The sequence below is a fragment of the Pseudoalteromonas sp. 1181_04 genome (assembly GCF_052850545.1).
In genome coordinates this window covers 47,690-72,717 of record NZ_VXCS01000020.1, presented here as the reverse complement: position 1 = coordinate 72,717, position 25,028 = coordinate 47,690, and the positions used below count along the sequence as shown (strand labels likewise).

Sequence of the window (25,028 nt, the reverse complement as noted above, 5' to 3'; positions counted from 1 at the left end):
TGCAAATTCCGTTTAGTGTCAATTTTTTGAAATTGTAGAATTATGGAATTTAAAGCTGTATTACAACAACTTAATAAAGATAAAAAAGAGTATTTAAAAGGTGTTGGTACACCTTTGCTGGTGCTCGCTGCGTTGGGTATGGTGATTTTACCGTTACCGCCATTTTTACTCGACATTCTTTTCTCGTTTAATATAGCTTTAGCATTAGTGGTGTTGTTAGTGACAGTTTACACCATGAAGCCTGTTGAATTTGGTATGTTTCCAGCAGTGCTATTGATTGCAACGATTATGCGTTTGGCACTAAATGTTGCCAGTACCCGGGTGGTGCTGCTTGAAGGTCATAACGGTGGTGATGCCGCAGGTAAAGTTATTGAAGCTTTTGGTTCAGTGGTAATTGGTGGCAACTACGCGGTTGGTTTAGTGGTGTTTTTGATTTTGATTATCATCAACTTTGTGGTAATCACCAAAGGTGCAGGCAGGATCTCTGAAGTATCGGCACGCTTTACCTTAGATGCGATGCCAGGCAAACAAATGGCCATTGATGCTGACTTGAATGCGGGTTTTATTAGTGCAGAGCAAGCACGAGATCGCCGTGAAGAAGTCACCCGTGAAGCGGACTTTTATGGCTCTATGGATGGTGCGAGCAAGTTTGTAAAAGGTGATGCGATTGCTGGTATTGTAATACTGATCATCAATATTGTTGGCGGCTTGTTTGTTGGTATGATCCAGCATGATTTAAGCTTTGGCAACGCCATGGAAGTGTATACTTTGCTGACCATTGGTGATGGCTTAGTCGCACAATTACCATCATTACTGTTATCAATTGGCACTGCAATTGTTGTTACTCGTCAAAATGAATCGCTCAATATGGGCGATCAATTTAAGAAACAACTCGGTAACGAGAAATCATTATTTATCGCCTCGGGTATTTTAATCGTGATGGGTTTAGTACCGGGTATGCCACATTTTGCTTTTTTAAGTCTTGGTGCATTACTTGGTTACTTAGCGTATTACACCCAGCAAAATAAGCTAAAAGAAGCAGCAGCAAAAGAAGCAGAAGCTACCAATGGTGGTGCAACAGGCACTGGTGTTGCTAACAAGCAAGAGCAAAAAGAGCTAGGTTGGGATGATGTACAACAAGTTGATGTAATTGGCCTTGAAGTTGGCTATCGCTTAATTCCATTAGTTGATCAATCACAAGGTGGCGAACTATTAAACCGGATCAAAGGGGTACGTAAAAAGTTATCTCAAGAACTTGGTTTTTTAATTCCACCGGTGCATATTCGCGATAACTTAGAGTTAGACCCAAATGCATACAGAATTACCATGATGGGTGTTTCAAGTGGTGAGGGGGAGCTTAAGCACGGTGATGAGTTGGCTATTAATCCTGGCCAAGTATTTGGTCCAATAAAAGGCATTGCTACTAAAGATCCGGCCTTTGGTCTAGACGCTATTTGGATCAAACCAGATCAAAAAGATGAAGCACAATCACTCGGTTATACCGTGGTTGATGCAGCAACAGTGGTAGCAACGCATATTAGTCAGTTACTAACTAACAGCGCGGCCTTGTTACTCGGCCACGAGGAAGTGCAAAATCTATTAGATATGCTGGCAAAAAGTCATCCTCGTTTAGTTGAAGGGCTAGTGCCAGATATTTTACCACTAACAGCAATTGTTAAAGTATTACAAAATTTATTAAATGAAGGCGTTGCTATTCGCGATATGCGTTCAATTGTACAAACCCTTGTTGAGTATGGCCCTCGAAGCCAAGATCCTGATGTATTAACCGCAGCAGTGCGAATTTCACTGCGCAGATTAATTGTTCAAGACGCGGTTGGAATGTCATCAGAAATCCCTGTCATAACCTTGGCGCCTGAGTTGGAACAGATGTTGCATCAGTCACTACAAAATGCAGGCGACGAAGGTGCCGGAATAGAGCCAGGACTTGCAGAGCGACTTCAACAATCATTAAATGAAGCGCATCAAAACCAAGAAATGGCCGGTGAACCTTCGATATTGCTAACGTCAGGAATGTTACGCACTGTGTTATCTCGTTTTGTTAAGTACACCATTCCAGGATTGCGAGTGATGTCTTATCAAGAGGTACCAGACGAAAGACAGATCAAGATTGTCAGCTCAGTAGGCCAATAATCGGATTTTAAAGGGGTTGAACCATGAAAATAAAACGTTTTTTTGCTAAAGATATGCGCACCGCACTGAAAGAAGTTAAAGATGAACTCGGTGTAGATGCTGTAATCATGTCAAATAAAAAATTAGCCAATGGGGTAGAGATTGTTGCCGCCGTTGATTATGAAAAAGCAGCCCCGAAAGCACCTGCACAAGCACATGTTGCTACGGCACAAGCACAAACAAATGCTAACTTTGTTAAACCTGCGCCACAACGTTCACAGCCTGAGCCGCAAGCTGCGGTAGCTGATAGCTTACAAGCATTATTAGAGCGCCAATCACCGCGTCCACGTTCACCTGAGCTTGCATCGATGTTTAGCCAGTCAGGGATTGATACATCAACTCAGTATCAACCACAGCAACAACATCAAGCACAGCAAACTCGCCATGAACCACAAGCACATAATGATTTTGCTCGTCGCGATACTGCGTCGCGTCCACAAACGCAAGCACATAGCTTAGGTTTTGATGATGATCTAGAAAGTGGTTTTGATGATTTAGATACTCCGATGCCAACAAAAAGTGCACCCAAAACAGATGAAATTACCGCTATGCGTGATGAAATGGCAGCGATGCGTCAATTACTTGAGTATCAAGTATCTGGCTTGATGCAACAAGATTTAGCGCGTCGCGACCCTACTCGCGCATGCATGATCGATCGTTTAGTCGGAATGGGTATTGACAGTGAAGTTGCAGAGCAAATGGCCTGTTTTATTCCCGATGATGTGTCACGTCAGCAAGCATGGCAAGCGCTATTGCAAATGGTTGAAAACCAAATGCATACTACAAATAATGAAATACTACGCCAAGGCGGCGTATATGCACTTGTTGGCCCTACTGGGGTTGGTAAAACTACAACCGTGGCAAAACTTGCAGCCCTTGGCGCACAAAAATATGGCGCAGATAAAGTTGCGCTTATTACCACTGATACTTACCGTATTGGCGCTTATGAACAGCTTGCTACTTATGGCCGAATCATCGGTTGTGGTGTAAAACAAGTTAAAGATGCCAATGAATTAGCAGAAGTTTTATATCATTTACGAAATAAGCGTCTAGTATTAATAGATACAGCGGGAATGAGCCAACGTGATTTACGTTTAACTGAGCAGTTAAATACACTAATGCGTAATCAACGTGTCGATATTCGCAATTATTTAGTGCTCAGTGCGACCGCACAAATTAATGTTTTACAAGAAACCGTAAGACACTTTAAGAAGGTACAATTAAGTGGCTGTATTTTCACTAAATTAGACGAATCATTAAGTTTAGGTGAGATTATTAGTATAGCGATTCAAAATCGCCTTCCAATAGGGTATCTTACTAACGGTCAGCGCGTTCCAGAGGACATTCGGGTCGCCAATGCAGAGAAATTAGTAAAAAAAGCAGAACAATTGTATTTAAAAAGAACAAAAGCACAACATTCACGACGCCAAGCAGTAGCGTCAAGCACAGTAGGGATGTATGATTAACACAGTATTAGATCAAGCAAGTGGCCTGCGTAAAATGAGTCAAAACAATAATAACGGCGTTAAAGTTATCGCTGTAACAGGTGGCAAAGGTGGCGTAGGGAAAACTAACGTCTCACTTAACACTGCGATTGCGTTGGGTCAGCTCGGAAACCGAGTGTTAGTACTGGATGCCGATTTGGGTTTAGCAAATTGTGATGTGATGTTAGGACTTAGGGTAGAGCGTAATCTATCTCATGTACTATCAGGTGAATGCGAGCTCGATGAAATTTTAGTTGAAGGGCCTGCAGGAATTAAAATAGTACCAGCGACGTCAGGCTCACAAAGTATGGTGGAACTTTCACCATCAGAACATGCTGGTTTAATTCGCGCTTTTAGTGAATTAAATACCGAATTTGATATATTAATTGTTGATACTGCTGCTGGTATCTCTGACATGGTATTAAGTTTTTCGCGCGCAGCGCAAGATGTCATGGTAGTAGTATGTGATGAACCGAGCTCAATAACTGATGCTTATGCATTAATCAAAGTATTGAGTCGTGAGCACGGTGTGTATAAATTTAAAATCGTTGCTAATATGGTGCGCAGCATGCGTGAAGGCCAGGAACTATTTGCTAAGCTCTCAAAAGTAACGGATCGCTTTTTGGATGTCTCAATGGAATTGGTAGCAACAGTCCCGTATGATGAAAATATGCGTAAAGCAACTCGTCGTCAGAAAGTGATTGTTGATTTATTTCCAAGTTCCCCAGCAGCAATAGCATTTAAAACATTAGCGACAAAAGCAGTTAAATGGCCTATACCTAATCAACCATCTGGTCATTTAGAATTTTTCATAGAAAAATTAGTAAACGGCTAACTATGACGGCATCGGTGAATAAAGCGATGGGATATCAATCGACACAAAATTTAAATGTGATTGTTGAGCGACATGCTTCCTTAGTCAAAAAAGTGGCTTGTCATTTAATCGCTCGTTTACCCGCGAGTGTGCAACTCGATGATTTGATTCAATCGGGGATGATAGGGTTAATTGAAGCATCAAAGAACTTTGATGCGACTAAAGGTGCAAGCTTTGAAACCTTTGCAGGCATTCGTATCCGTGGTGCGATGCTGGATGAAATGCGCCGAGGTGATTGGGCTCCACGCTCAGTGCACCGTAATAGCCGCAGAGTCGCTGAAGCGATTAGTGAGCTAGAAAGCAGCCTGAATCGAGAACCTAAAGACAGTGAAGTTGCTGAAAAACTTGATATTACGCTAGATGAGTACCATCATATTCTTAGTGATGTAAATTCAAGTAAAGTGTTAGGTATAGAAGACTTAGGGGTAGATGAAGATGTTATCACACCAGTGGGACATGATTTAGCACTGGACAAGCCCTTTAATAACGTTAAAAATGAACGCTTTAATCAATCATTATTAACAGCTATACAATCTTTACCTGAACGAGATGGGTTAGTATTGTCGCTGTATTATAACGATGAAATGAATTTAAAAGAGATTGGACATATACTCGATGTAAGTGAATCGCGTGTGAGTCAGATACATGGTCAGGCGATGATTAAGCTCAAAGCAAAAATCAATGACTGGATTAATTAGTAGTAAGTAAATATAGGTTCAGACCTCACCGGAGGATGTTTTGGATAAAAACATGAAAATTCTTGTTGTTGATGATTTTTCGACGATGAGACGTATTATCAAAAATCTGTTAAGAGATTTGGGTTTTACAAATGTACAAGAAGCTGACGATGGCTCAACAGCTTTACCGATGTTGCAGAATCAAGAATTTGATTTTGTAGTTACAGATTGGAACATGCCTGGCATGCAAGGAATCGATCTCTTGCGCGCTATTAGGGCCGATGACAGCCTGAAACACATTCCTGTTTTAATGGTAACAGCAGAAGCTAAAAAAGAACAAATTGTTGCTGCTGCACAAGCTGGTGTTAACGGTTATATCGTTAAACCATTTACAGCTGCAACACTGAAAACCAAATTGGAAAAAGTGTTTGAGCGTTTAGGTTAAATAAATAGGAGAGGCTTATGTCAGCACCTGCTGCGCCTCAGATCAGTTTAGAACAAGCCCGTCAGCTTGTGGTTTACCTTGAAAACGGTGAACAAGATAAAGCTGATCAGTTAATTATTGATGCGGCGTCAAAAGAGCAATCAGAATTATTTGCCGAAGTAGGCAAACTTACGCGTCAGCTTCATGATGCGTTGAAAAATTTTGAGCTTGATACACGTTTAGCTGATTTGACCAAAGATGCACTACCCGACGCGAAGCAGCGTCTTAACTATGTTATGGAAATGACCGAAAACGCTGCTAATAAAACCATGGATGCTGTAGAAGCAAGTTTACCCATTGCCCAACAGCTTGCAGATGACATTTCAGACATTAAACCCACTTGGGATCGTTTAATGAATCGTGAAATCGAGCTAGGTGAATTTAAAACACTTTGCCATAGCTTAGATAAGTTCATGAATAGCTCGCAAACTAAAACGGATGAGTTGCAAGGACTCATGACCAATGTGTTAATGGCACAAGATTTTCAAGATTTAACCGGTCAAGTGATCCGTCGGGTTATCGAGCTTGTTAGAGAAGTCGAAGACAGCTTGATCCACTTGTTGACAGCATTTGGCAGCCAAGATGATAGCGAAACAAAAACAATAGCACCAGTCATTGAAAAACCGCCTGCTGAAAATACACTTGCAGGCCCTGAAGGGCCAATTATTGATAAAGAATCTCGTGATGATGTTGTCTCAGGACAAGATGATGTTGATGATTTATTATCAAGCTTGGGCTTCTAAGAGGAGAAAACTGCATGAGCTTTGAAGTCGATGAAGATATTTTACAAGATTTTCTAGTAGAGGCTGGAGAAATTCTTGAGCTTTTGTCAGAACAGCTGGTGGAGCTTGAAAATAACCCAGATGATACCGAATTACTCAATGCAATTTTCCGTGGTTTTCATACGGTAAAAGGCGGCGCAGGCTTTTTAAGCATGACTGAACTAGTCGATGCTTGCCATGGTGCAGAGAACGTTTTCGATTTATTGCGTCAAGGTGTTCGTAAGGTTAATTCCGAACTGATGGACGTGATCTTGCAAGCACTCGATACTATCAACGAAATGTTTGCGACTATCCAAAGTAGAGAAAAACCAGAACCAGCAAATCCAGAATTACTCGCTGTTTTACATAAATTGGGGCTGCCGCCAACGGCTGAAGAATTAACTGGCAGTGCTGAACCTGCAGGCGATATCCCTGTTGTTGATGCTGATGATATTTTAGATGATTCTGACGATCCATTTGCGCTAGACTCATTATTTGATGGTCAAGTTGATAGCGATCAAAAAGATGTTCAAATCGATGAGATAACAGAAGATGAATTTGAGAGTCTGCTTGATGAGCTCCACGGACAAGGGAAAAGTCCTATAACGCCAACAACCACTGTCAGCAATGAATCATCAAATAGTGATATTACTGATGATGAATTTGATAATTTATTGGATGAATTGCACGGTATTGGTAGCTTCGGTCTAGTAAGTAATAAAGATACTGCAGGCACCGAAAGTGCTGCGCCTAAACCGACCCAAGCACCTTCAGCATCGACGAAAAGTAATGGTCCAGATGAAATCAGCGATGATGAATTTGAAGCTTTACTTGATGAATTACATGGTAAAGGCAGCGCGCCACAAGCGGTCGCTGAGACTGAGCCAGCACCCGCTAAAAAAGCACCAACACCTGCACCTGCACCTGTTGCCGCAGCTAAGCCAGTGCCCAAACCAGCAGTGTCTGAGCCTGTGAAAGCAGCTGAAAAATCCGCACCAGCTCCAGCGACAGCTGTTGCTAAAAAACCAGCTCCTCCACAAGCTGATACGACGGTGCGTGTTGATACAAAACGCCTAGATCAAATAATGAACATGGTTGGTGAACTGGTATTGGTTCGCAATCGTTTAGTCAGTTTAGCAACCAATACTGAAAGTGAAGCGATGGGTAAAGCCATTTCGAATCTTGATGTAGTAACCGCAGACTTGCAAGGTGCGGTAATGAAAACGCGGATGCAACCGATCAAGAAAGTGTTTGGTCGTTTTCCTCGCGTAGTCCGTGATTTAGCCCGCAGTTTGAGAAAAGACATTAACTTACTGCTCGTGGGTGAAGAAACCGATTTAGATAAAAACTTAGTTGAGGCACTGGCAGATCCTTTAGTCCACTTGGTGCGCAACTCGGTTGACCATGGTATTGAAATGCCTGATGTGCGTGAAGCGGCAGGTAAGTCAAGAACTGGGACTGTTACTTTATCAGCATCGCAAGAGGGTGATCATATTTTGCTCACCATTCGTGATGATGGTGCAGGTATGGACCCTGAAAAACTGAAAAAAATAGCAATCAATAAAGGGGTGCTTGATCACGAGCAAGCAGCTCGACTATCTGATACAGAAGCCTATAACCTTATTTTTGCACCAGGCTTTTCCACCAAAGAACAGATCTCTGATATTTCGGGTCGTGGTGTGGGTATGGATGTGGTGAAAACCAAAATTACCCAACTAAATGGTTCTGTGAGTATTCAATCTGAGCTAGGTGTAGGCACAATCCTAGAAATTAAAGTACCGTTAACGTTGGCTATTTTGCCGACATTGATGGTGGTTGTCGGTGAGCAAACATTTGCATTACCACTGGCTGGTGTTAATGAAATATTCCACCTAGATCTAACTAAAACGAATGTAGTTGATGGTCAATTAACCATTATTGTTCGTAAGAAAGCACGACCGTTGTTTTATTTAGAACATTGGTTAGTTAAAGGTGCTGACAGATCATTACGCAAAGCTCAAGGCCATGTTGTAATTGTACAAATTGGTACGCAACAAGTTGGTTTTGTAGTGGATTCATTGATTGGTCAAGAAGAAGTTGTTATTAAACCGCTTGATGCTTTACTACAAGGAACACCTGGTATGGCAGGTGCAACGATCACGTCTGACGGTGGTATAGCGCTGATCTTAGATGTTCCAAACCTGTTAAAACACTACGCAGGTTAGGCCAATTCTTATCTTATTGTGAGGGCTAAATATGGCTCTCACAGATAAAATTTAACAAGAGTATGCCAATGGCAGTTAAAGTTTTAGTTGTTGATGATTCAAGTTTCTTTCGCCGCAGAGTGAGCGAAATACTCGAGCAAGATAAGGATATCGAAGTAATTGGTTTTGCGGTAAATGGCCGAGAAGCGGTCGATAAAACAAATCAACTTCGTCCAGATGTAATCACCATGGATGTTGAAATGCCCGTGCTTGATGGCATTAGTGCTGTAAAAGAAATCATGGCAGCAAATCCAACCCCTATTCTGATGTTCTCCTCACTGACTCGTGATGGCGCAACAGCAACCTTAGACGCACTTGATGCGGGTGCTCTAGATTTTTTACCGAAAAAATTTGAAGATATTGCTCGTAATAATGAAGATGCGATTAAGTTATTACAAAATAAAGTAAAAGAAATTGGACGCAAGCGTCTTTCGCGCTTTAGTCGGCCGACAACGCCTCCTGCATCGGCACCAATACCTCCCGTTTCTGCAGGTACAACAAGTCGCCCTGCGATAACTCAACCAGATCGAAGCTTTAACCGGAGCGCTGCACCTGCGACTAATATTGCAGCTAACACTCGCGCTTCAGGAAAGAAATATCAAATAGTTGCAATAGGTACTTCAACGGGAGGACCTGTTGCACTGCAAACAATTCTGACTCAGTTGCCCGCTAATTTTCCGCACCCTATTTTGTTAATACAGCATATGCCAGCTGCGTTTACGCCAGCATTTGCCGCACGTTTAAACGGCTTGTGCAAAATAAAAGTAAAAGAAGCACAACAAGGCGACCGATTAATGCCAGGCGTCGCGTATCTAGCGCCGGGCGGTCAACAAATGTTGATTGAGGGACGGGCTGGCAATCGCACTTTACGTGTTTTTGAAGACGATAGTGCCCGGATCACCTATAAACCAAGTGTTGATGTTACTTTTGCAAGTACAGCCAAATCGTTCCAAGGTGATGTATTAGCTGTGGTACTTACAGGCATGGGCGCAGATGGAAGAGACGGTGCAAGAATGCTTAAACAAGCCGGCGCTACTATTTGGGCACAAGATGAAAAAACCAGTGTGGTATATGGTATGCCACAAGCGGTTGCTAACGCAGGGTTATCATCGGCAAGCATTGCGCTTGAAGACGTTGCTAATCGGTTAGTTCGAGAGATTGGTTGTGGATAAGTTGTCGTTTCTAGGCCTGTTCGTTGCACTTTTGGCGATTGGTTATGGCTACTCACTAGAAGGCGGTGTTGTGAGTGCTTTATTTAATGGCCCGGCATTAATCATTGTGTTGGGCGGTACGTTAGGTGCTGTAATGCTACAAACACCAGCAAGTACGTTTAATAAAGCATTAAGAATAAGCCACTGGGTATTTTTCCCACCAAGTTACGATATCAACAGAGCAATTGAGCAAGTTAAAAGTTGGTCACAAAAAGCCCGCCAAGAAGGGTATTTAGCACTTGAAGAAATAGCGTTAACCCATCCGGATCCATATGTTGCCAAAGGCTTGAGTTTACTGATTGATGGCAACAGTGAGCAAAAACTCAGAGAAACACTAGAAATTGATTTGTTGCTAGAAAGAGAACGGCTGCTTGAAGCCAGTCGAGTTTATGAGGCGTTGGGCGGTTACAGTCCTACCATCGGTATATTAGGCGCAGTGCTTGGTCTGATCCAAGCGATGTCATTTATCACTGAACCTGAAAAGTTAGGTGCAGGGGTTGCGACTGCTTTTCTTGCCACCATTTATGGGGTTGGCTTAGCAAATTTATTGTTTTTACCTATGGCTAACAAGCTCAAACAACAAGTAGAACAAAAGATGCTGTTTCATGAGTTATTAGCTGAAGGAATTATTGCCATGAGCCAAGGTGATAGCCCTGTCAATATTGAGCTGAAACTTGAAGCGTATCGTGTAGAGCGTCCAAGTCAGCTTCAAGAATAATTATTATGATGCGCCGTCGACTTCGTCACTCATCGACCAAAAGTCAGCATACAGAACGTTGGCTAGTGTCGTACGCTGATTACATGACTATTATGTTTGCATTCTTTGTAGTGATGTATGCGATTGCGATTAATAAAGAAGAAAGCTTCCAAATTTTATCTGATTCGCTGGAGCAGGTTTTTGACAAGTCAGCTCGTCAGTATAGTCAAGAGGGTCAAGGCGTGACGGGGACCGGTTTATTAACCGATAGAGTGACTCCTGAAAACGAACTACTGTTTGGTGAAAGTATTCAAAAGCAAGAAGCTGGCCCAGAGTTACTGGATGGACAAAGCGATACCAGTAATATAAAACAAAAACACTTAGGCAAACCTTTAGATAGCTTATTAACTAAATTACAATCAGCCTTGATCGATGAAATACGCGATGGCGAAGCAAGTTTAGAGTTGCACCAAGACTGGTTGATCATTGAATTAAGCTCAGGAATGTTATTTTCCAGTGGCAGTGCTGTGGCGCATCAACGCGCGAAAGCAGTGATAAAATTAGTAAACGATATTATTGCCCCAGTAGATAACTACGTCAGAGTGCGTGGTTATACCGATAATGAAACCATTCATAATGAAATGTTTCGTTCTAATTGGGAGCTATCTGTTGCAAGAGCGACCTCGATTTTAGTCGAACTTGATGCATTAGGTATCAACCCTGCGCGCATGGCCATTGAAGGATATGGACAGTATTCACCTTTTGCTGATAATGATACAGAGCAAGGACGTGCTGAAAATCGTAAAGTAGTCGTTGCATTATCAAAATATGGTTTGCCACCCAAGCCCATTGTTACAACCGAGCAACCAGCAACAGAAACTGAAGCAGAGCAACCAATTGAGTTGCCAAGTGATGACAACACTATTAAAGTGATCCAACTCCCACACGGTGGTATAAGAATTACAACGCGCAACGAACAAAAATAAGGTGTGATGTGAAAATTTGGACGGTAGCAAATCAAAAAGGTGGAGTAGGGAAGACGACCACGGCTGTGAGCTTAGCTGGTATATTAGCGCTGCAAGGAAAGCGAGTATTACTGATTGATACCGATCCTCATGCATCTTTAACGTATTACTTTGGCATTGATTCAGAAGATTTAGAAGTCAGTGTATATGATATATTTGCCCGTGGAAACAGCATGGCAAGTGAAGAAATATTGCAAGCTTTGTGTCCATCGAACATAGATAACTTAGATATTCTTCCTGCAACGATGGCAATCGCGACACTTGACCGCAGTATGGGTAATAAGACCGGAATGGGGCTTATCTTAAAAAAAGCTTTAGCAAAAATTAGTGAGCATTATGATTACGCTATTTTAGACTGTCCGCCAGTGTTAGGTGTATTAATGGTTAACGCATTGGCTGCAAGTGAGCGCATTTTAGTGCCAGTACAAACTGAGTTTTTAGCACTCAAAGGACTAGACCGAATGATGCGGACCATGGAATTAATGCAAAGCTCGCAATCAAAGCAGTATCAATATACCATTATCCCTACAATGTATGATAAGCGCACTAATGCATCCCTTGAAGCATATAAGACATTACAGCAAACGTACCAAGAAAAAGTATGGCCAGGGGTAATACCCGTAGATACTAAGTTCCGTGATGCAAGTTTAGCTCAACAAGTACCGATTCAGTATTGTCCACGCTCAAGAGGTGTTTATGCTTATCGCGCATTACTCGATTATTTGATTGAACAAGGTTAATGAATGAGTAAGCAATTATTTGCTAATGAAAAAGTAATGACCCAGTACTTGGGGGCTTTACTGTGCGAAGACGATGAGTCAACAGACTTACACCCGGTTGCAAAATTACTCGAACAAGTTCCATCCACAGAAAGTAGCAATAAAATGCCACTCAAGGCGTCGCAGCAAACCATTGTGCAGCCAAACGCACTTGATGAGCCAAAGACTAGTATTGAGGAAGAAATACCCGCGCCCCTTGAGAAACCACAGATCCAAGCTAATATCAAAGATATAGCTAAAGTGAGTGAACAGCTAAATGTTGCTGAAGCTAAAACTCCTGTACAGCGTCAAGAAGATTATTTTGATGGTGAGTTTCAGGCGTTATTCTTTGAAGTGGCTGGGCTTACCCTCGCAGTACCATTAAAAGCATTAGGTGGTATTCATCAATTAGGTGAAGTTAATCAGCTTTTTGGTAAACCCAAGTGGTTTAAAGGAGTGATGCTAAATCGTGATGAGAATCTTAATGTAGTTGATACAGCGCTTTGGGTGATGCCAGAAAAGTATACCCAAGAGTTAGAAGACAAATTAAACTACCAATACTTAATTACTTTAGGTAATAGCCAATGGGGATTGTTGGCTGAAAAGCTGGTTAATAACATTACACTACGCAGTGAAGATGTGAAATGGCGAGCTAAAAGTGGCAAGCGGCCTTGGCTTGCAGGTGTAATTAAAGAAAAAATGTGTGCCTTAATTGATGTGCAAAGCTTAGGTCAATTATTAGAGCAAGGTTTAGATAGCCGCGACCAGTAACGATATTCGGAGTAATAACATGAGTGAACAAAGATTATTATCAAGCAGTAAAAATACCGATGGCAATGATGAAGTATTGCAGTGGGTAACTTTTAAGCTTGAATCAGAAACCTATGGTGTGAATGTGATGCAAGTGCAAGAGATTTTGCGTTATACAGAAATTGCTCCAGTACCAGGTGCTCCAAGCTATGTTTTAGGGATTATTAATTTACGTGGCAATGTTGTAACAGTAATCGATACGCGTGCACGATTTGGTTTGATGTCTGCAGAAGCAACAGACAATTCACGAGTATTAATTATTGAAGCTGAAGAGCAAGTCATTGGTATCTTAGCCGACAGTGTAGCAGAAGTGGTTTATTTGCGTAGCTCAGAAATTGATAGTGCACCAAACATTGGTACTGAAGAAAGTGCCAAGTTTATTCAAGGTGTCAGTAATCGTGATGGTGAATTATTGATTTTAGTTGATTTAAATAAATTACTAAATGACGAAGAGTGGGATGAGTTGAGCGATTTATAACGCTTACGGAAAAACTATGTTGTTATACTCGTTGCTTGGAGTCTCAATTGTACTGGTGTTAGTATGCTTGGGACTAATTTTTATTAATAATAATAAGTACGCTGCAGCATTAAAAAGCAAAATACTGCAACTGCAAGAAACTCAACAACAGCTCAGTATTTTACGCAGTGAAGTCGCAGAAATGCGCACCGGTATGCTAAGTATTGGTAAGCGATTAGTCGCTGTAGAGCAGCGAAATCAAGAGTTAGCGCAATTACAAGATGCGCAAAAATATGACGATCCTGATGCGAAAATTTATTCTCGAGCAGTGAAAATGGTTGAACTAGGTGCCGATATTGAAGAGATCATACGAGAGTGTGAACTTCCGCGTGCCGAAGCAGAACTATTAATGTCGTTACATCATCAAAAGGGCGCTAATTAGCGCCTTTTACTTTTTACGCCTGAATATTTAACTTGCCTTGAAAGTCTTGCCAGCCTGGTGGGAATTTACCCCGCAGTACATATGAAAAAGCAATCAGTTCGGCAATCACATAATACAGTTCTCTTGGGATCTCTTCGCCAAGCTCTAAATGCGATAACGTTTTAGCCAATGCTTCATCTTTGTGGATCAAAATTCCTTTTTCTTCTGCAGCTTTAATGATCTCTTCTGCGAGCTCACCAAACCCTTTACTACTGACTGTAGGAGTACGACCGGCTTCGTAAACTAAACCAATTGCAGACTTATGTTTTGGTATCTCACTCATGGCTTAAACCTTAATATTAATAATGGCATGGGATTGATAAAAAGCTTGGTGTTGCGGCGCACCTTGGCTTAGCTTCATTTCACCAACTTGTAGGCCATGAGCTGTTAATTTATGACGCAAACTCTCAAGGTGCGGATGAGCCATTGCGGTGATATCTTGGCTTGAGGCAAGTAATTGACAATCGAGTGCTTTATCCATTAATTCAGCGGTGATCTGTAATTGGCCAAGCTCAGCGTAATCAAAATTAAGTCGCACAAACCAAACATTTTTAGCTTCGAGTTTATTTTGGCTTGGTTTTTTATATTGTCCTAATGAAATTTCTGTTTGTGCGGTTTCCGGTGGCAGTCGCATCGGCAGTAAAAATTGTACTAACGGATTATTATCAGGCTGCTGATTGATGGGGGTGCTGTTAATTTGGCTAATTGCAGTTTTTATTTGGCTCAGCTCAGCCGCTAAGGCTTGTGATTGTGGCTGTAGTAATTGTTCTTGCAGTTTCTGTGGGTTAGTTGCTTTAAAGTTAGGCACTAATACTTGTAATAAAGCATCAAGTGAGCTTTGACTGTTAAAATTCAACGCACTGATATTTGCTAAGCTTGGAGCCGCTAAAATCGCCACTGCCAAATGCTCAATAGATTGGCTAAAACTATTTTGCAGGGCACTAGTTGTTAAGCTTTCTGGACGCAAAACACTGAGTATTTCTCGTTGAATGGTTAACGGTTGCAACGATTGGCTGTCAATCATGCGGCTAAAAGCTTGATTGACTAGCCGATTTAAATCGACATTATCACTTACTTTGGTCGCTGCTAGTTTATTAATTTGTGAAGCGATATGCTGTTTATCGTAGTTTGCTGCTGATTTAAAATTAGGCAGCGGCTTTTCGATAGGCGTTTTTAAAAGTGATGCCAATAATTTGGCTTCCAGTGGCAAGCTAATCTGGCTGGCTGGCAAAGCGCTGGTTATCGGTCCTTTTAATAGTGCTTCTATATGTAAGTGAGTACTTGCTTTTAGATTGTCGTTGTTTAGCTGTGCTGTTAGAGATGCTACTTTGGTATCTACTCCTGCAGCAAAAGGTGGAGTTGTTTTTAATTTTTGCTGAGCATCGGCTATAACTGTTTTGGCGACAGCGCTATTATCACTGACATTGACAGTTGTACTATTGGTTTTGCTGGGTAGAACTTGTTCGGGACTGTGTGCTAGCGCTTTAGCGATAGGTTCTTTGTTTAGCTGAGCAGGTTGAGCATTAATATCAGATGCTGCTTGTTTTGGATTAACAGTAACCTGCGGTGTTTTATTTTGCGCTACTGTAGTTTGCTCGCTGGATTGAATCGCGGCAGCTAGTTTATTTAATTGTTTGTAGTTATCGGTATCTTTGCTCAGTGGCGCCGCAGTAGTACTGTTATTTTTAACCGCATTAGGCTCTGTAATACTTGCTAAACCGGCTTTTAATCGCTGAAATAACTGTACCAGGGGAGGCGATTGATGATAATGCTTTGGCAGCGCGGTACCTTGGCTAATATCTGTCAGTAATGGTTGGGTGTTGCTTGTCGCCATTGCCACAAGGTTTATTTGCCTGAGTGATTTGGGTAGTAAGGTTTGTGCAGTTTGATCTGTTGGTGTTAGTGATTGTGCTACAGCTGATTTATTGCTGACTTGACTAAATGGTTTGCTTTCAAAATAGCGTACAGCGTCACTTATTCGGGTTTTTAAGTCAGCAAAACTGTCTTGCAACCACGAGCTTATTGGGCTGCTGCTGACCAATAAGGGGCTGCTAGGTGCGACACTTGTTTGGGTATTAAACTGGCCTGGTACATGGCTTTTTTGTAGCAATGAATTAAAAGTATGGGCTAATGAATTTTTTAACTGCAGAGCTATTTTTGGTAGCTGCGTTTTTATTATTAATTGTTCATTAAGCGCATTTAATTGTACTTTTTGAATTACCCCACCAGGCTGAGTTGAGTGTATGCTGTGATTATTTAACGGCTGCTGCAGTGCGAGCTTAATATTGCCATTATAATTATTAAAGCTCAGTATTGCGGTATTTTTATCTAGCTGTAGCTGCCCATTTGGTACCAGTTTACTGAGCCAAAGAGCAAGTTTTGCTTGGCTGATTGGCTGCTGGTGAAGTGTATCAGCAAAGCGATTAACAACACTTAAGGTAAAATTATTGCGGTTCGGGGTAATTATTGCTTTTAGATCTTGCTCATTGTGCAGTAGTTGGGCGACTTCTTTATTGATAGGAATACTGGCGTGTAACTGATTTAACAGTAATTTTGCAGCAGGCTGTAAAATAATTTGCAACGACAAAGGTTTATTCTCGACCTGAACACCACTGTTAATTAAATTTAAAACACTTTGCAGTTGGTTTGTTTGACGCAAGCTGATCTCAGCTTGCTTTGGTAAAATAGTGAGTTGTTTACCATCATTACTGAGTTGAATATCGGCACTGGCAATTTTTTGAGTGTTTGTTTCAGTGCCAGTTGTAGCTAAGCGTAATGTTTGCCAATGCTTATCAACATAGACTTCCATCTGCACAGAGCCTTTGGCGAACACGATGTTTTTAGCGCTGAGTGTTTGCTCGCTGAAAACAGGTAATTGCTGTGCAACGCCATTGTGCGACGAATGACTGACAGGAAGCGAATTCGCTAATGTTATCTGTGTAGGTTTGTTCATTATTTTAAATCAAGTTTTTGTTAATCGGTGCAAAGCATTATTCGTATTACCCTATCATTATGCTAGACTAACGCCTAATTTTGGGTATAGAGAATCATCATCTTGTTACACATTAAGTCCGTCACCTGCATCAAGCAAGAACGTTGTTTGTTTGCGGATCTTAATTTCAGCTTGAAATCAGGCCAAATCATGCAATTAGCAGGCCCAAATGGGGCTGGTAAAACATCCTTGCTGCGTATAATTGCGGGTTTTTCTGCGCCCGATGAAGGACAAGTTATGTGGCAAGGTGAATCAATTGCTAAAAATTATGATGAATTTGCCCGGCAATTGTTATTTATCGGCCATAAAACAGGGGTGAATAGCCAACTTAGTGCGATTGAAAACCTGCGATTTTGGTTACAGATTCAAGGTTACGACACTGAGCAAGATCTTTACTCATTATTAGCTAAGATTGGCTTAGTTGGTCTTGAAGATGTACCTGTGCGTACTCTATCTGCTGGTCAACAACGTCGTGTTGCGTTGATCAGACTTTGGCTTAATGATGCGAAGTTATGGGTGCTGGATGAGCCATTTACAGCCTTAGATAAAGCCGGTATCGCATTTTTGCAGCAACGCTTTTTAGCTCACCTAGCACAAGGTGGGGCGATTTTATTAACCACCCACCAAGACTTAACGACCCACTTTAATGAGTTGCAAACCGTTACTCTGGAGTACCGACACTGATGTTACGCCAGCATTCATATTGGCAGCTATTTAGTGCCGTTTGTAAAAAAGATTTACGGCTGGCATTTCGCCAGCGTGCTGAAATCGTAAACCCCATTTTGTTCTTCTTAATTGTTATTACATTATTTCCGTTAGCAATTGGTCCTGAGCCCGGTCTACTTAGCCGTATGGCACCTGGTATTATCTGGGTCGCTGCGTTACTTTCAACCATGTTAGGCTTAGATAAACTATTTCGTGATGACTATCATGATGGTAGTTTAGAGCAATTGATTGCTTCATCGTACCCGTTACCGTTGACGGTGCTTGGCAAAGTCGTTGCCCATTGGATTATTACAGGCTTGCCGTTGGTGTTGATGACGCCGCTGTTCGCCTTGTTATTAAATTTAGACAATCAAGCATTGATTGCAACGGTGCTTACCTTGCTATTGGGTACGCCATTACTTAGTTTTATCGGCGCTATTGGCGCTGGGCTTACAGTGGGATTACAAAAAGGCGGCATTTTGATGAGTTTATTGGTCTTGCCTTTATATATCCCCGTATTAATTTTTGCAACGTCTGCTATCGATACCAGCACAATGTCGCTGGATTATAGTGGTCAGCTTGCCATCCTTGGTGCGATGCTTGTCATTGCAATTATCAGCGCACCAATTGCCATATCGTCAGCATTGAAAGTGAGTGTAAGTTAATATGTGGAAGTGGTTACATCCCTACGCTAAAGCAGATCGTGCATATCAATTATGCAATACGTTACTGCCCTATTTTGCCGTGATAACGGTTGTCTTTATGATTATTGGTTGGGTCTGGGGGTTAGCCTATGCACCAGCTGACTATCAACAAAAAGACAGTTATCGCATTATTTTCATTCATGTACCGTCAGCTATTTTGTCGATGGGGGCTTATTCATCAATGGCTATTGCGGCAGTGATCGCTTTGGTATGGCAACTTCGTAATGCCGAGTTGGCGGTGATTGCCATCGCACCTGTTGGCGCATGTGTAACTGCAATTGCACTTATTACTGGCGCCGCTTGGGGTAAACCTATGTGGGGTGCGTGGTGGGTATGGGATGCACGACTTACGTCTGAGCTCATTCTATTATTTCTATATTTGGGGGTATTGTCTTTATATCATGCCTTTGAAGATAAAAAAGCAGCAGGTCGAGCTGCATCTATTTTAGCTATTGTGGGGGTAATTAACCTACCCATTATCCACTTTTCGGTTGAGTGGTGGAACACCTTGCATCAAGGTGCCACTATTACTAAGTTTGATACGAAAGCCATTGATTCAAGTATGTTTTGGCCATTAATGGTAAATATAGTCGCGTTTGCTGGTTTTGTTGGCATGGTGACTTTGATGCGTCTTAAAAATGAAATTTTACAACGTGAAAAGCATCGCCCTTGGGTGCGTCAGTTGTTAAATAGGGGCTAGTTATGCAGTTTGATTCTTTTTCTGATTTTATTGCCATGGGCGGTTACGGCTTTTATGTGTGGCTTTCTTTTGGTTCATGTGCACTGATTTTATTAGGTATTTTAGTTAGTTCTTTGAATGATACTAAGCGCATTATGGCTTCTGTGCAGCAACAAGCTGAACGAGAGGCTCGCATTAAACACGCTCAACAGGAGAATCAAGCATGAACCCAAGACGTAAGAAACGTTTGCTTGGCGTCGTCGCTATTGTATTCGGTATTGGTGCCGCCATCGGTTTAGTATTGTATGCGCTGCAAGAAAATATTAACTTATTTTATACTCCAAGTGAGTTAATTGAAGGTAAAGGCCCGAATAAAGAAAAGCCGCACATTGGTCAAAAGTTGCGTATTGGCGGTATGGTGGTCCCAGGATCAGTGATTCGAGATGAAACCAGCCTACAAGTAAGCTTTACCTTGATTGATACAGGCCCTTTAGTAACGATCAAATACCAAGGTATTTTGCCTGACTTATTTCGCGAGGGGCAAGGGATTGTTGCTCAAGGTGTGTTGATTGAACCTAATGTAATAGAAGCGTTTGAAGTATTGGCTAAGCATGATGAAGAATACATGCCTGCTGAAGTTGCGGAAGCGGTGAAGGGGATCAAACACGAAAAACCTAAATATAACTTAGAAAGTGGCAATTAAGATGATCCCAGAACTCGGTTATTTTTCCCTAACACTGGCCATGGTGCTGAGTGTTTTATTGTGTATTTTTCCTCTATGGGGCGCACATACTGGTAATTTACGGTTAATGCGTGCAGCTCCTTCATTAGCTGTTGGCCAATTTGTATTTGTATTAGTGTCATTCGCTGCCTTAATTTATGCCAGTTTAACCGATGATTTTACCGTCGCGTACGTGGCTTATCATTCTAGCAGTACCTTGCCTTGGTATTATAAAATCACTTCAACCTGGGGTGGGCACGAAGGTGCTATTTTATTGTGGCTAGTAATGCAAGCCGGTTGGACAGCAGTAGTAGCACTGCGCTCTAATTCACTGCCTTGGATACTGCGTGCTCGTGTATTAGGTGTGTTAGGCTTTTTAGGTGTTGGCTTTATGCTTTACACCCTGTGGATGTCAAATCCATTTGAATTATTACTGCCGTATTTTCCTGTCGAAGGGCGCGACCTTAATCCGCTATTACAAGATCCAGGGATGATCATCCATCCACCTTTATTATATATGGGTTATGTTGGTCTATCGGTTTCTTTTGCATTCGCAATTGCAGCGTTATTAACAGGTAAACTTGATAATACGTGGGCTAAGTGGTCACGTCCTTGGACAATGACTGCGTGGGGATTTTTAACACTAGGTATTACTATTGGAAGCTGGTGGGCATATTCCGAGCTTGGCTGGGGTGGCTGGTGGTTTTGGGATCCCGTTGAAAACGCATCGCTTATGCCTTGGTTAGTAGCTACTGCATTATTGCACTCATTATCGGCAACCGAAAAACGCGGTGTATTTAAATCATGGACCGTATTACTTGCGATTGCTGCATTTTCATTGAGTTTACTGGGCACCTTTATTGTTCGCTCTGGCATTATTGTGTCAGTGCATGCGTTTGCTACCGATCCTGATCGTGGCTTATTTATCTTAGCGTTTTTAGCGATAGTGGTTGGTGGTGCGTTAACCTTATATGCATTTAGGGTATCGCAAGTACGCAGCGAAGGTCGTTACAAACTGGTATCACGTGAAGTGGCGTTATGGCTCAATAATATATTTTTAGTGGTTGCTACATTTATTGTGTTACTGGGTACTTTATTACCTATGGTTCATAAAGAAATGGGCTTAGGCAGTATTTCAATTGGCGAACCATTCTTTAATAAAATGTTTGCCATTATTTTGGTGCCGTTTGCCATCTTAATGGGCACTGGCCCTCTGTTACGTTGGAAGCAAAATAAGTGGTCTTTTTTACAAAATAAACTACTTGTGTCAGCGTTAATGAGCATAGTGATCAGTGCTGCTTGGTTATATTCAAGTTATGCCAGCGTAGCGCCTTTAACTTTATTGGCGACCACGCTTGCGATATGGATTGTGATCACCACCGGTGTTGATTTATATGTTAAAGCTACTTTGCAAACTAACTTTAGCCAAGGTCTTAAAAGGTTAGGACTTAGTTATTGGGCTATGGTACTAGGGCATGTTGGTATTGCCTTTGTTATCGCAGGTGTCACTTTAACTTCGGCGTATTCGGTTGAACGTGATGTTTCGATGAAGCCGGGCGAAATCGTACAGTTAAATCAATATCAGTATCGTTTTGAAGGGGTATACACTATTCGTGGTGCAAACTACAGTGGTCATGCTGGAGAAGTGAGCGTCCTGAAAAATGATAAACTAGTCACTGTACTGCATGCTGAAAAGCGCCGTTACGATATTGGTATGCAATTTATGACTGAGGCTGCAATTGATGCTGGCTTTACCCGTGATTTATACCTTGCTCTGGGTGAGCAATTAAATAACGGCGGTTGGTCATTGCGCATCTATCACAAGCCATTTGTACGTTGGATGTGGATTGGTGGTGTATTGATCTCACTTGCCGGTTTTATGATTTTAGGTGACAAACGTTACCGTACTAGCAAGAAAAAAACCGATAAGTCACAGGAGAAACTGGTATGAACCGCAAATTGTTAGCGCTGATACCTCTGCTGGCATTTGTTTTAGTGTGCGTGTTTTTATTTCAAGGTTTGTTTTCAAACCCAAGAGAAATTCAAACCGGTCGGTTAGGTCAGCCAATGCCAGCCTTTGATTTACCTGATTTAATGCAGGATTCAAAGCGTTGGCAAGATAGCCAATTAAAAGGCGATGTATATCTACTCAATGTATGGGGCACTTGGTGTCCTACCTGTTTAGCTGAATTAGATTATTTAACCCAATTGCGAGAGCAAGGCGTTAAAATTATCGGGCTTTACTATGTACAAAGTTATGATGCTGACTTTGATGGTGAATTTGATATGCCAGCGCTACGTGAAGAAGTGACGTCAATGTTAAGTCGTGCCGGTGATCCGTATCAGTTTAATATTCTTGACTTACACCGTACTCTTTCGCTTGATTTAGGTGTGTCAGGTGCACCTGAAACATTTTTAGTGGATAGCAAAGGCACCATTTTATTGCACCATACTGGCGATATAAACCCACGAGTTTGGCGTGCTAAATTTGCTCCCTTGATGCAGGAATTACAGCCATGAAATATTTTTTAATTGTTTTAATGATACTAGCCAGTGGCATAGCTATGGCAGAGCAAGATCGTTACCAATTTGATAACAACGAACAAGCGCAACGCTTTACTGAGTTAACTAAAGAATTACGTTGCCCTAAATGTCAAAATCAAAATATCGCAGATTCAGATGCTGTGGTTGCGAAAGATTTGCGCGAAAAAGTATTGGCGTTAGTCAAAGAAGGCAAATCGAAAGACGATGTGATTGAATATATGATTGACCGCTATGGCTATTTTGTTCACTATGATCCGCCAGTAACGCCAGCAACATTAGTGTTATGGGTATTACCTATTTTGATTGTGGTATTTGGCTTTGGCTTTATTATTTTTCGTCAACGTAAGGCTGCGGTTAAGCAAACATGGAGTGAGCAAGATGAGGCGTTATTAGCCAAGCTCATTGCGAAAAATGAACGTCAGGAGCAGATTTAAATGATACTAATGTGGGTTTCTTTTGCATTATTAACCTTATTAGCTGTGACGTTTGTGGCATTGCCGTTTTTGAGTAAAGAGCGGGTACAAAGTCTCACTTACAATGCTAATTCAGAGCTTATTGCCATCTACCATCAGCGCCTTGGCGAGCTGGCAAATGATTTAGCAAATCAACGTATTGACCAAGTTAACCATGATGAGTCTGTGATTGAGCTCAAACGTCGTTTACTAAATGAGTTATCGCCTGAAAAATCACTGATGAGCAGAGGCAATAACCGTATTTTTGCATTAACAGGCAGTGCATTTTTAATCGCTTTTACCGCTGTATTTTATACCGCAACTGGTTCACAACAACAGTTGCAGAACTGGCACAGCGCCATGGATAATTTAGCAGTTTATGGTGAACGAGCCGTGATGCAACAAGGCGAACCTTTAACCCAAAATGAATTACAAGCGTTTGCGTTAGGGCTACGCACTAAACTTGCGCAAAGTGGTGATGATCAAGTGGCTTGGATGCTACTCGGTCGTGTTGCAATGTCATTGAATGAATACGACATGGCGCAACAGTCATTTGATAAAGTGCTACGCATGGATCCTGACAACATGCCTGTGCTGATCAGTTACAGCCAAGTACTATTACTTGAAGGCAGTGATGTAAATATGACGCGCGCTGCGGGTATGCTCTCTAAAGTGCTCAAAGACGATCCAACTAACCTTGATGCTATTTCATTGTTAGCGTTAATTGCTTATGAGCGTCATGATTGGTTGCAAGCAAAAGCAGCATTCGAAGTGCTTTTAAAGAGTATGGATGAGCAAGATACTCGCTATGACATGATTGCTCAGCGAATTACTGAAATTGAACAAAATATTACAGCTGAAAACACACAACTAGCACCTGCGTTGCAACCACAAGCTGAGCAGGGCAGTGGCGAGGATAATAACGCAGCTAAAATGAGTGCTATCAAAGTTACCGTTAATCTTGCGCCACAGCTTGCGGACAAGCTTCCAATCCAAGGTACCTTATTCGTATTTGCAAAAGCTGCCAATGGTCCGCCAATGCCGCTCGCAGTGGTAAAATTAACAGATTATAGTTTTCCAATTGAAGTACAGTTAAGTGATAGTAATGCTATGGTCGCAGGGTTAACGCTTTCAAGCGTTGATAAAATTATTTTAACTGCACGCATTTCAAAGGATGCATCAGTAATGCCTTCAACGGGTGAGTTGGAAGGGCGTTCAGATGTGTTAGAACGTAGCCAAACCAAGGCTTACGATTTACTTATCAATGAATTAATACCTTAAGGATAAAAGATGTTAAGACAGAGTTTAGTTTTGTTTGGGCTATTGGTGCTAGCAGGATGCGCGCAAGTGCCTGACGAAAAAATAGATGAGCGAGATCCACTACAATCATTTAACCGTCCAATGTATGATTTTAATATGGATGTACTTGATGCTTATGTTCTGCGCCCTGTTGCGGTAGGGTATGTGGCCGTAACACCAACACCGGTGCGCCGTAGTATCGTCAATTTTACTGGCAACATTAGTGCACCAACTGATGTAGTTAATGCCACGCTACAAGGTAAAGCGGGTAACGCAGGCGTGAGCTTAGCGCGGTTTTTAGTTAATTCAACTGTGGGTATTTTTGGCTTATTTGATGTTGCGACATCGCTTGGTTTGAATATTGTCGATGAAGACTTTGGTCAAACTCTGGGGGTATGGGGAATAGGCGACGGTGCTTATTTAATGCTACCGGGAATGGGACCGTCAACAGCGCGTAACCTAACGGGTGCAGTGGTTGATGGCTATGTGTTACCAAAAATTGCCTTAACCACGCCACAAACTGTATTGGTGTTTGCGTTAAAGGCTGTAGAAGCTCGGGCTTCTTTAATACCACAAGAAAGCTTATTGAATGAGTCACTCGATCCGTATATTTTTATGAAAGACATTTACTTTCAACGTCAGTTATATGAGTTGTATGATGGTAATCCACCGGTTGAAAAAGAGCCCGACGATTTTGATGAAGACTTTTTAGAAAGCCTTTAATGTGTATTTTCAGGTTAAATAAAAATGCCAGCGTCTAAGCTGGCATTGTTATTTACG

26 protein-coding genes are annotated in these 25,028 nt (G+C 41.7%); 24 read left to right on the top strand and 2 right to left on the bottom strand.

The annotated features are described in order from the left end of the window. Nucleotides 1-42: 42 nt before the first annotated feature. The 14 genes from flhA (at nucleotide 43) to FW757_RS16775 (ending at nucleotide 14,113) form a co-directional block, all read left to right on the top strand. Nucleotides 43-2,151 carry a flagellar biosynthesis protein FlhA gene (flhA, locus tag FW757_RS16840; protein ID WP_149981479.1) on the top strand — a complete coding sequence of 703 codons (2,109 nt, stop codon included), beginning with the start codon at nucleotides 43-45 and terminating at the stop codon, nucleotides 2,149-2,151. 23 nt (nucleotides 2,152-2,174) lie between these two features. Next, on the top strand, nucleotides 2,175-3,656 hold the full coding sequence (flhF, locus tag FW757_RS16835) for a flagellar biosynthesis protein FlhF (RefSeq protein WP_182794256.1): 1,482 nt from the start codon (nucleotides 2,175-2,177) through the stop codon (nucleotides 3,654-3,656). Next, nucleotides 3,649-4,509, top strand: coding sequence for a MinD/ParA family ATP-binding protein (locus FW757_RS16830; protein ID WP_149981477.1), 861 nt, complete (start codon nucleotides 3,649-3,651; stop codon nucleotides 4,507-4,509). The genes flhF and FW757_RS16830 overlap by 8 nt, the downstream gene beginning before the upstream one ends. Before the next feature lie 26 nt (nucleotides 4,510-4,535). Beyond that, the gene (locus FW757_RS16825) at nucleotides 4,536-5,246 is read left to right on the top strand and encodes an RNA polymerase sigma factor FliA (RefSeq protein WP_149981786.1); all 711 of its coding nucleotides are present in this window, start codon (nucleotides 4,536-4,538) and stop codon (nucleotides 5,244-5,246) included. A gap of 40 nt (nucleotides 5,247-5,286) precedes the next feature. After that, nucleotides 5,287-5,670 carry a chemotaxis response regulator CheY gene (cheY, locus tag FW757_RS16820; protein ID WP_016708035.1) on the top strand — a complete coding sequence of 128 codons (384 nt, stop codon included), beginning with the start codon at nucleotides 5,287-5,289 and terminating at the stop codon, nucleotides 5,668-5,670. 17 nt (nucleotides 5,671-5,687) lie between these two features. Next, nucleotides 5,688-6,452 carry a protein phosphatase CheZ gene (locus FW757_RS16815; RefSeq protein WP_145239357.1) on the top strand — a complete coding sequence of 255 codons (765 nt, stop codon included), beginning with the start codon at nucleotides 5,688-5,690 and terminating at the stop codon, nucleotides 6,450-6,452. Nucleotides 6,453-6,466: 14 nt separating this feature from the next. Next, nucleotides 6,467-8,674 carry a chemotaxis protein CheA gene (locus tag FW757_RS16810; protein ID WP_182761089.1) on the top strand — a complete coding sequence of 736 codons (2,208 nt, stop codon included), beginning with the start codon at nucleotides 6,467-6,469 and terminating at the stop codon, nucleotides 8,672-8,674. 68 nt (nucleotides 8,675-8,742) lie between these two features. Next, the gene (locus tag FW757_RS16805) at nucleotides 8,743-9,885 is read left to right on the top strand and encodes a protein-glutamate methylesterase/protein-glutamine glutaminase (protein ID WP_182739668.1); all 1,143 of its coding nucleotides are present in this window, start codon (nucleotides 8,743-8,745) and stop codon (nucleotides 9,883-9,885) included. Further along, the gene (locus tag FW757_RS16800; protein ID WP_182761088.1) at nucleotides 9,878-10,642 is read left to right on the top strand and encodes a flagellar motor protein; all 765 of its coding nucleotides are present in this window, start codon (nucleotides 9,878-9,880) and stop codon (nucleotides 10,640-10,642) included. The genes FW757_RS16805 and FW757_RS16800 overlap by 8 nt, the downstream gene beginning before the upstream one ends. Nucleotides 10,643-10,647: 5 nt before the next feature. After that, nucleotides 10,648-11,607, top strand: coding sequence for a flagellar motor protein MotB (locus FW757_RS16795; protein WP_149981470.1), 960 nt, complete (start codon nucleotides 10,648-10,650; stop codon nucleotides 11,605-11,607). 8 nt (nucleotides 11,608-11,615) lie between these two features. Further along, the gene (locus FW757_RS16790; protein WP_149981469.1) at nucleotides 11,616-12,386 is read left to right on the top strand and encodes a ParA family protein; all 771 of its coding nucleotides are present in this window, start codon (nucleotides 11,616-11,618) and stop codon (nucleotides 12,384-12,386) included. 3 nt (nucleotides 12,387-12,389) lie between these two features. Further along, the gene (locus FW757_RS16785) at nucleotides 12,390-13,175 is read left to right on the top strand and encodes a chemotaxis protein CheW (RefSeq protein WP_149981468.1); all 786 of its coding nucleotides are present in this window, start codon (nucleotides 12,390-12,392) and stop codon (nucleotides 13,173-13,175) included. 19 nt (nucleotides 13,176-13,194) lie between these two features. Further along, a complete protein-coding gene (locus tag FW757_RS16780) occupies nucleotides 13,195-13,692 on the top strand; it encodes a chemotaxis protein CheW (protein WP_145239335.1) in 498 nt (165 codons plus the stop codon). 16 nt (nucleotides 13,693-13,708) lie between these two features. Then, nucleotides 13,709-14,113 carry a DUF2802 domain-containing protein gene (locus FW757_RS16775; RefSeq protein WP_145239332.1) on the top strand — a complete coding sequence of 135 codons (405 nt, stop codon included), beginning with the start codon at nucleotides 13,709-13,711 and terminating at the stop codon, nucleotides 14,111-14,113. Between the two features lie 13 nt (nucleotides 14,114-14,126). On the opposite strand, the gene FW757_RS16770 is transcribed toward FW757_RS16775, so the two are convergent. Together FW757_RS16770 and fliK are read right to left on the bottom strand one after the other, a co-directional pair. Next, entirely contained in the window at nucleotides 14,127-14,435 is a 309-nt protein-coding gene (locus tag FW757_RS16770; RefSeq protein ID WP_145239329.1) for an EscU/YscU/HrcU family type III secretion system export apparatus switch protein, read from the bottom strand. 3 nt (nucleotides 14,436-14,438) lie between these two features. Beyond that, nucleotides 14,439-17,105 carry a flagellar hook-length control protein FliK gene (gene fliK / locus FW757_RS16765; protein WP_259398485.1) on the bottom strand — a complete coding sequence of 889 codons (2,667 nt, stop codon included), beginning with the start codon at nucleotides 17,103-17,105 and terminating at the stop codon, nucleotides 14,439-14,441. 102 nt (nucleotides 17,106-17,207) lie between these two features. Here fliK and ccmA point away from each other — a divergent pair, with 102 nt between their 5' ends. The 10 genes from ccmA to FW757_RS16715 are packed head-to-tail and all read left to right on the top strand — an operon-like array spanning nucleotide 17,208 to nucleotide 24,971. After that, nucleotides 17,208-17,828, top strand: a complete 621-nt coding sequence (gene ccmA / locus FW757_RS16760; protein ID WP_149981467.1) for a cytochrome c biogenesis heme-transporting ATPase CcmA — start codon at nucleotides 17,208-17,210, stop codon at nucleotides 17,826-17,828. Further along, nucleotides 17,828-18,514 (top strand): heme exporter protein CcmB, encoded by a 687-nt coding sequence (gene ccmB / locus FW757_RS16755; protein WP_182718172.1) that lies wholly within the window; start codon nucleotides 17,828-17,830, stop codon nucleotides 18,512-18,514. The genes ccmA and ccmB overlap by 1 nt, the downstream gene beginning before the upstream one ends. 1 nt (nucleotide 18,515) lies before the next feature. Next, a complete protein-coding gene (locus FW757_RS16750; RefSeq protein ID WP_149981466.1) occupies nucleotides 18,516-19,253 on the top strand; it encodes a heme ABC transporter permease in 738 nt (245 codons plus the stop codon). Nucleotides 19,254-19,255: 2 nt separating this feature from the next. Beyond that, nucleotides 19,256-19,459, top strand: a complete 204-nt coding sequence (ccmD, locus tag FW757_RS16745) for a heme exporter protein CcmD (RefSeq protein ID WP_182718171.1) — start codon at nucleotides 19,256-19,258, stop codon at nucleotides 19,457-19,459. Further along, nucleotides 19,456-19,935 (top strand): cytochrome c maturation protein CcmE, encoded by a 480-nt coding sequence (gene ccmE / locus FW757_RS16740; protein WP_149981464.1) that lies wholly within the window; start codon nucleotides 19,456-19,458, stop codon nucleotides 19,933-19,935. The genes ccmD and ccmE overlap by 4 nt, the downstream gene beginning before the upstream one ends. A 1-nt stretch (nucleotide 19,936) precedes the next feature. Further along, a complete protein-coding gene (locus FW757_RS16735) occupies nucleotides 19,937-21,904 on the top strand; it encodes a heme lyase CcmF/NrfE family subunit (RefSeq protein ID WP_182794254.1) in 1,968 nt (655 codons plus the stop codon). Then, the gene (locus FW757_RS16730) at nucleotides 21,901-22,473 is read left to right on the top strand and encodes a DsbE family thiol:disulfide interchange protein (RefSeq protein ID WP_182718169.1); all 573 of its coding nucleotides are present in this window, start codon (nucleotides 21,901-21,903) and stop codon (nucleotides 22,471-22,473) included. Before FW757_RS16735 ends, FW757_RS16730 begins: the two co-directional genes overlap by 4 nt. After that, complete coding sequence (locus FW757_RS16725; RefSeq protein ID WP_182718168.1) at nucleotides 22,470-22,931, top strand: cytochrome c-type biogenesis protein; 462 nt, start codon at nucleotides 22,470-22,472, stop codon at nucleotides 22,929-22,931. Before FW757_RS16730 ends, FW757_RS16725 begins: the two co-directional genes overlap by 4 nt. Next, nucleotides 22,932-24,230, top strand: coding sequence for a c-type cytochrome biogenesis protein CcmI (gene ccmI, locus FW757_RS16720; RefSeq protein WP_182761086.1), 1,299 nt, complete (start codon nucleotides 22,932-22,934; stop codon nucleotides 24,228-24,230). A gap of 9 nt (nucleotides 24,231-24,239) precedes the next feature. Next, nucleotides 24,240-24,971 (top strand): MlaA family lipoprotein, encoded by a 732-nt coding sequence (locus FW757_RS16715; protein WP_182718166.1) that lies wholly within the window; start codon nucleotides 24,240-24,242, stop codon nucleotides 24,969-24,971. The last annotated feature ends 57 nt before the right edge of the window (nucleotides 24,972-25,028 follow it).

Excerpts from the sequence above, each read along its gene's own strand:
- flhA (WP_149981479.1), top strand. The coding sequence starts at position 43 with ATGGAATTTAAAGCTGTATTACAACAACTTAATAAAGATAAAAAAGAG.
- flhF (WP_182794256.1), top strand. The coding sequence starts at position 2,175 with ATGAAAATAAAACGTTTTTTTGCTAAAGATATGCGCACCGCACTGAAA.
- FW757_RS16830 (WP_149981477.1), top strand. The coding sequence starts at position 3,649 with ATGATTAACACAGTATTAGATCAAGCAAGTGGCCTGCGTAAAATGAGT.
- FW757_RS16825 (WP_149981786.1), top strand. The coding sequence starts at position 4,536 with ATGGGATATCAATCGACACAAAATTTAAATGTGATTGTTGAGCGACAT.
- FW757_RS16815 (WP_145239357.1), top strand. The coding sequence starts at position 5,688 with ATGTCAGCACCTGCTGCGCCTCAGATCAGTTTAGAACAAGCCCGTCAG.
- FW757_RS16810 (WP_182761089.1), top strand. The coding sequence starts at position 6,467 with ATGAGCTTTGAAGTCGATGAAGATATTTTACAAGATTTTCTAGTAGAG.
- FW757_RS16805 (WP_182739668.1), top strand. The coding sequence starts at position 8,743 with ATGGCAGTTAAAGTTTTAGTTGTTGATGATTCAAGTTTCTTTCGCCGC.
- FW757_RS16795 (WP_149981470.1), top strand. The coding sequence starts at position 10,648 with ATGATGCGCCGTCGACTTCGTCACTCATCGACCAAAAGTCAGCATACA.
- FW757_RS16785 (WP_149981468.1), top strand. The coding sequence starts at position 12,390 with ATGAGTAAGCAATTATTTGCTAATGAAAAAGTAATGACCCAGTACTTG.
- FW757_RS16780 (WP_145239335.1), top strand. The coding sequence starts at position 13,195 with ATGAGTGAACAAAGATTATTATCAAGCAGTAAAAATACCGATGGCAAT.
- FW757_RS16775 (WP_145239332.1), top strand. The coding sequence starts at position 13,709 with ATGTTGTTATACTCGTTGCTTGGAGTCTCAATTGTACTGGTGTTAGTA.
- FW757_RS16770 (WP_145239329.1), bottom strand. The coding sequence starts at position 14,435 with ATGAGTGAGATACCAAAACATAAGTCTGCAATTGGTTTAGTTTACGAA.
- fliK (WP_259398485.1), bottom strand. The coding sequence starts at position 17,105 with ATGAACAAACCTACACAGATAACATTAGCGAATTCGCTTCCTGTCAGT.
- ccmB (WP_182718172.1), top strand. The coding sequence starts at position 17,828 with ATGTTACGCCAGCATTCATATTGGCAGCTATTTAGTGCCGTTTGTAAA.
- FW757_RS16750 (WP_149981466.1), top strand. The coding sequence starts at position 18,516 with ATGTGGAAGTGGTTACATCCCTACGCTAAAGCAGATCGTGCATATCAA.
- ccmD (WP_182718171.1), top strand. The coding sequence starts at position 19,256 with ATGCAGTTTGATTCTTTTTCTGATTTTATTGCCATGGGCGGTTACGGC.
- ccmE (WP_149981464.1), top strand. The coding sequence starts at position 19,456 with ATGAACCCAAGACGTAAGAAACGTTTGCTTGGCGTCGTCGCTATTGTA.
- FW757_RS16735 (WP_182794254.1), top strand. The coding sequence starts at position 19,937 with ATGATCCCAGAACTCGGTTATTTTTCCCTAACACTGGCCATGGTGCTG.
- FW757_RS16730 (WP_182718169.1), top strand. The coding sequence starts at position 21,901 with ATGAACCGCAAATTGTTAGCGCTGATACCTCTGCTGGCATTTGTTTTA.
- FW757_RS16725 (WP_182718168.1), top strand. The coding sequence starts at position 22,470 with ATGAAATATTTTTTAATTGTTTTAATGATACTAGCCAGTGGCATAGCT.
- ccmI (WP_182761086.1), top strand. The coding sequence starts at position 22,932 with ATGATACTAATGTGGGTTTCTTTTGCATTATTAACCTTATTAGCTGTG.
- FW757_RS16715 (WP_182718166.1), top strand. The coding sequence starts at position 24,240 with ATGTTAAGACAGAGTTTAGTTTTGTTTGGGCTATTGGTGCTAGCAGGA.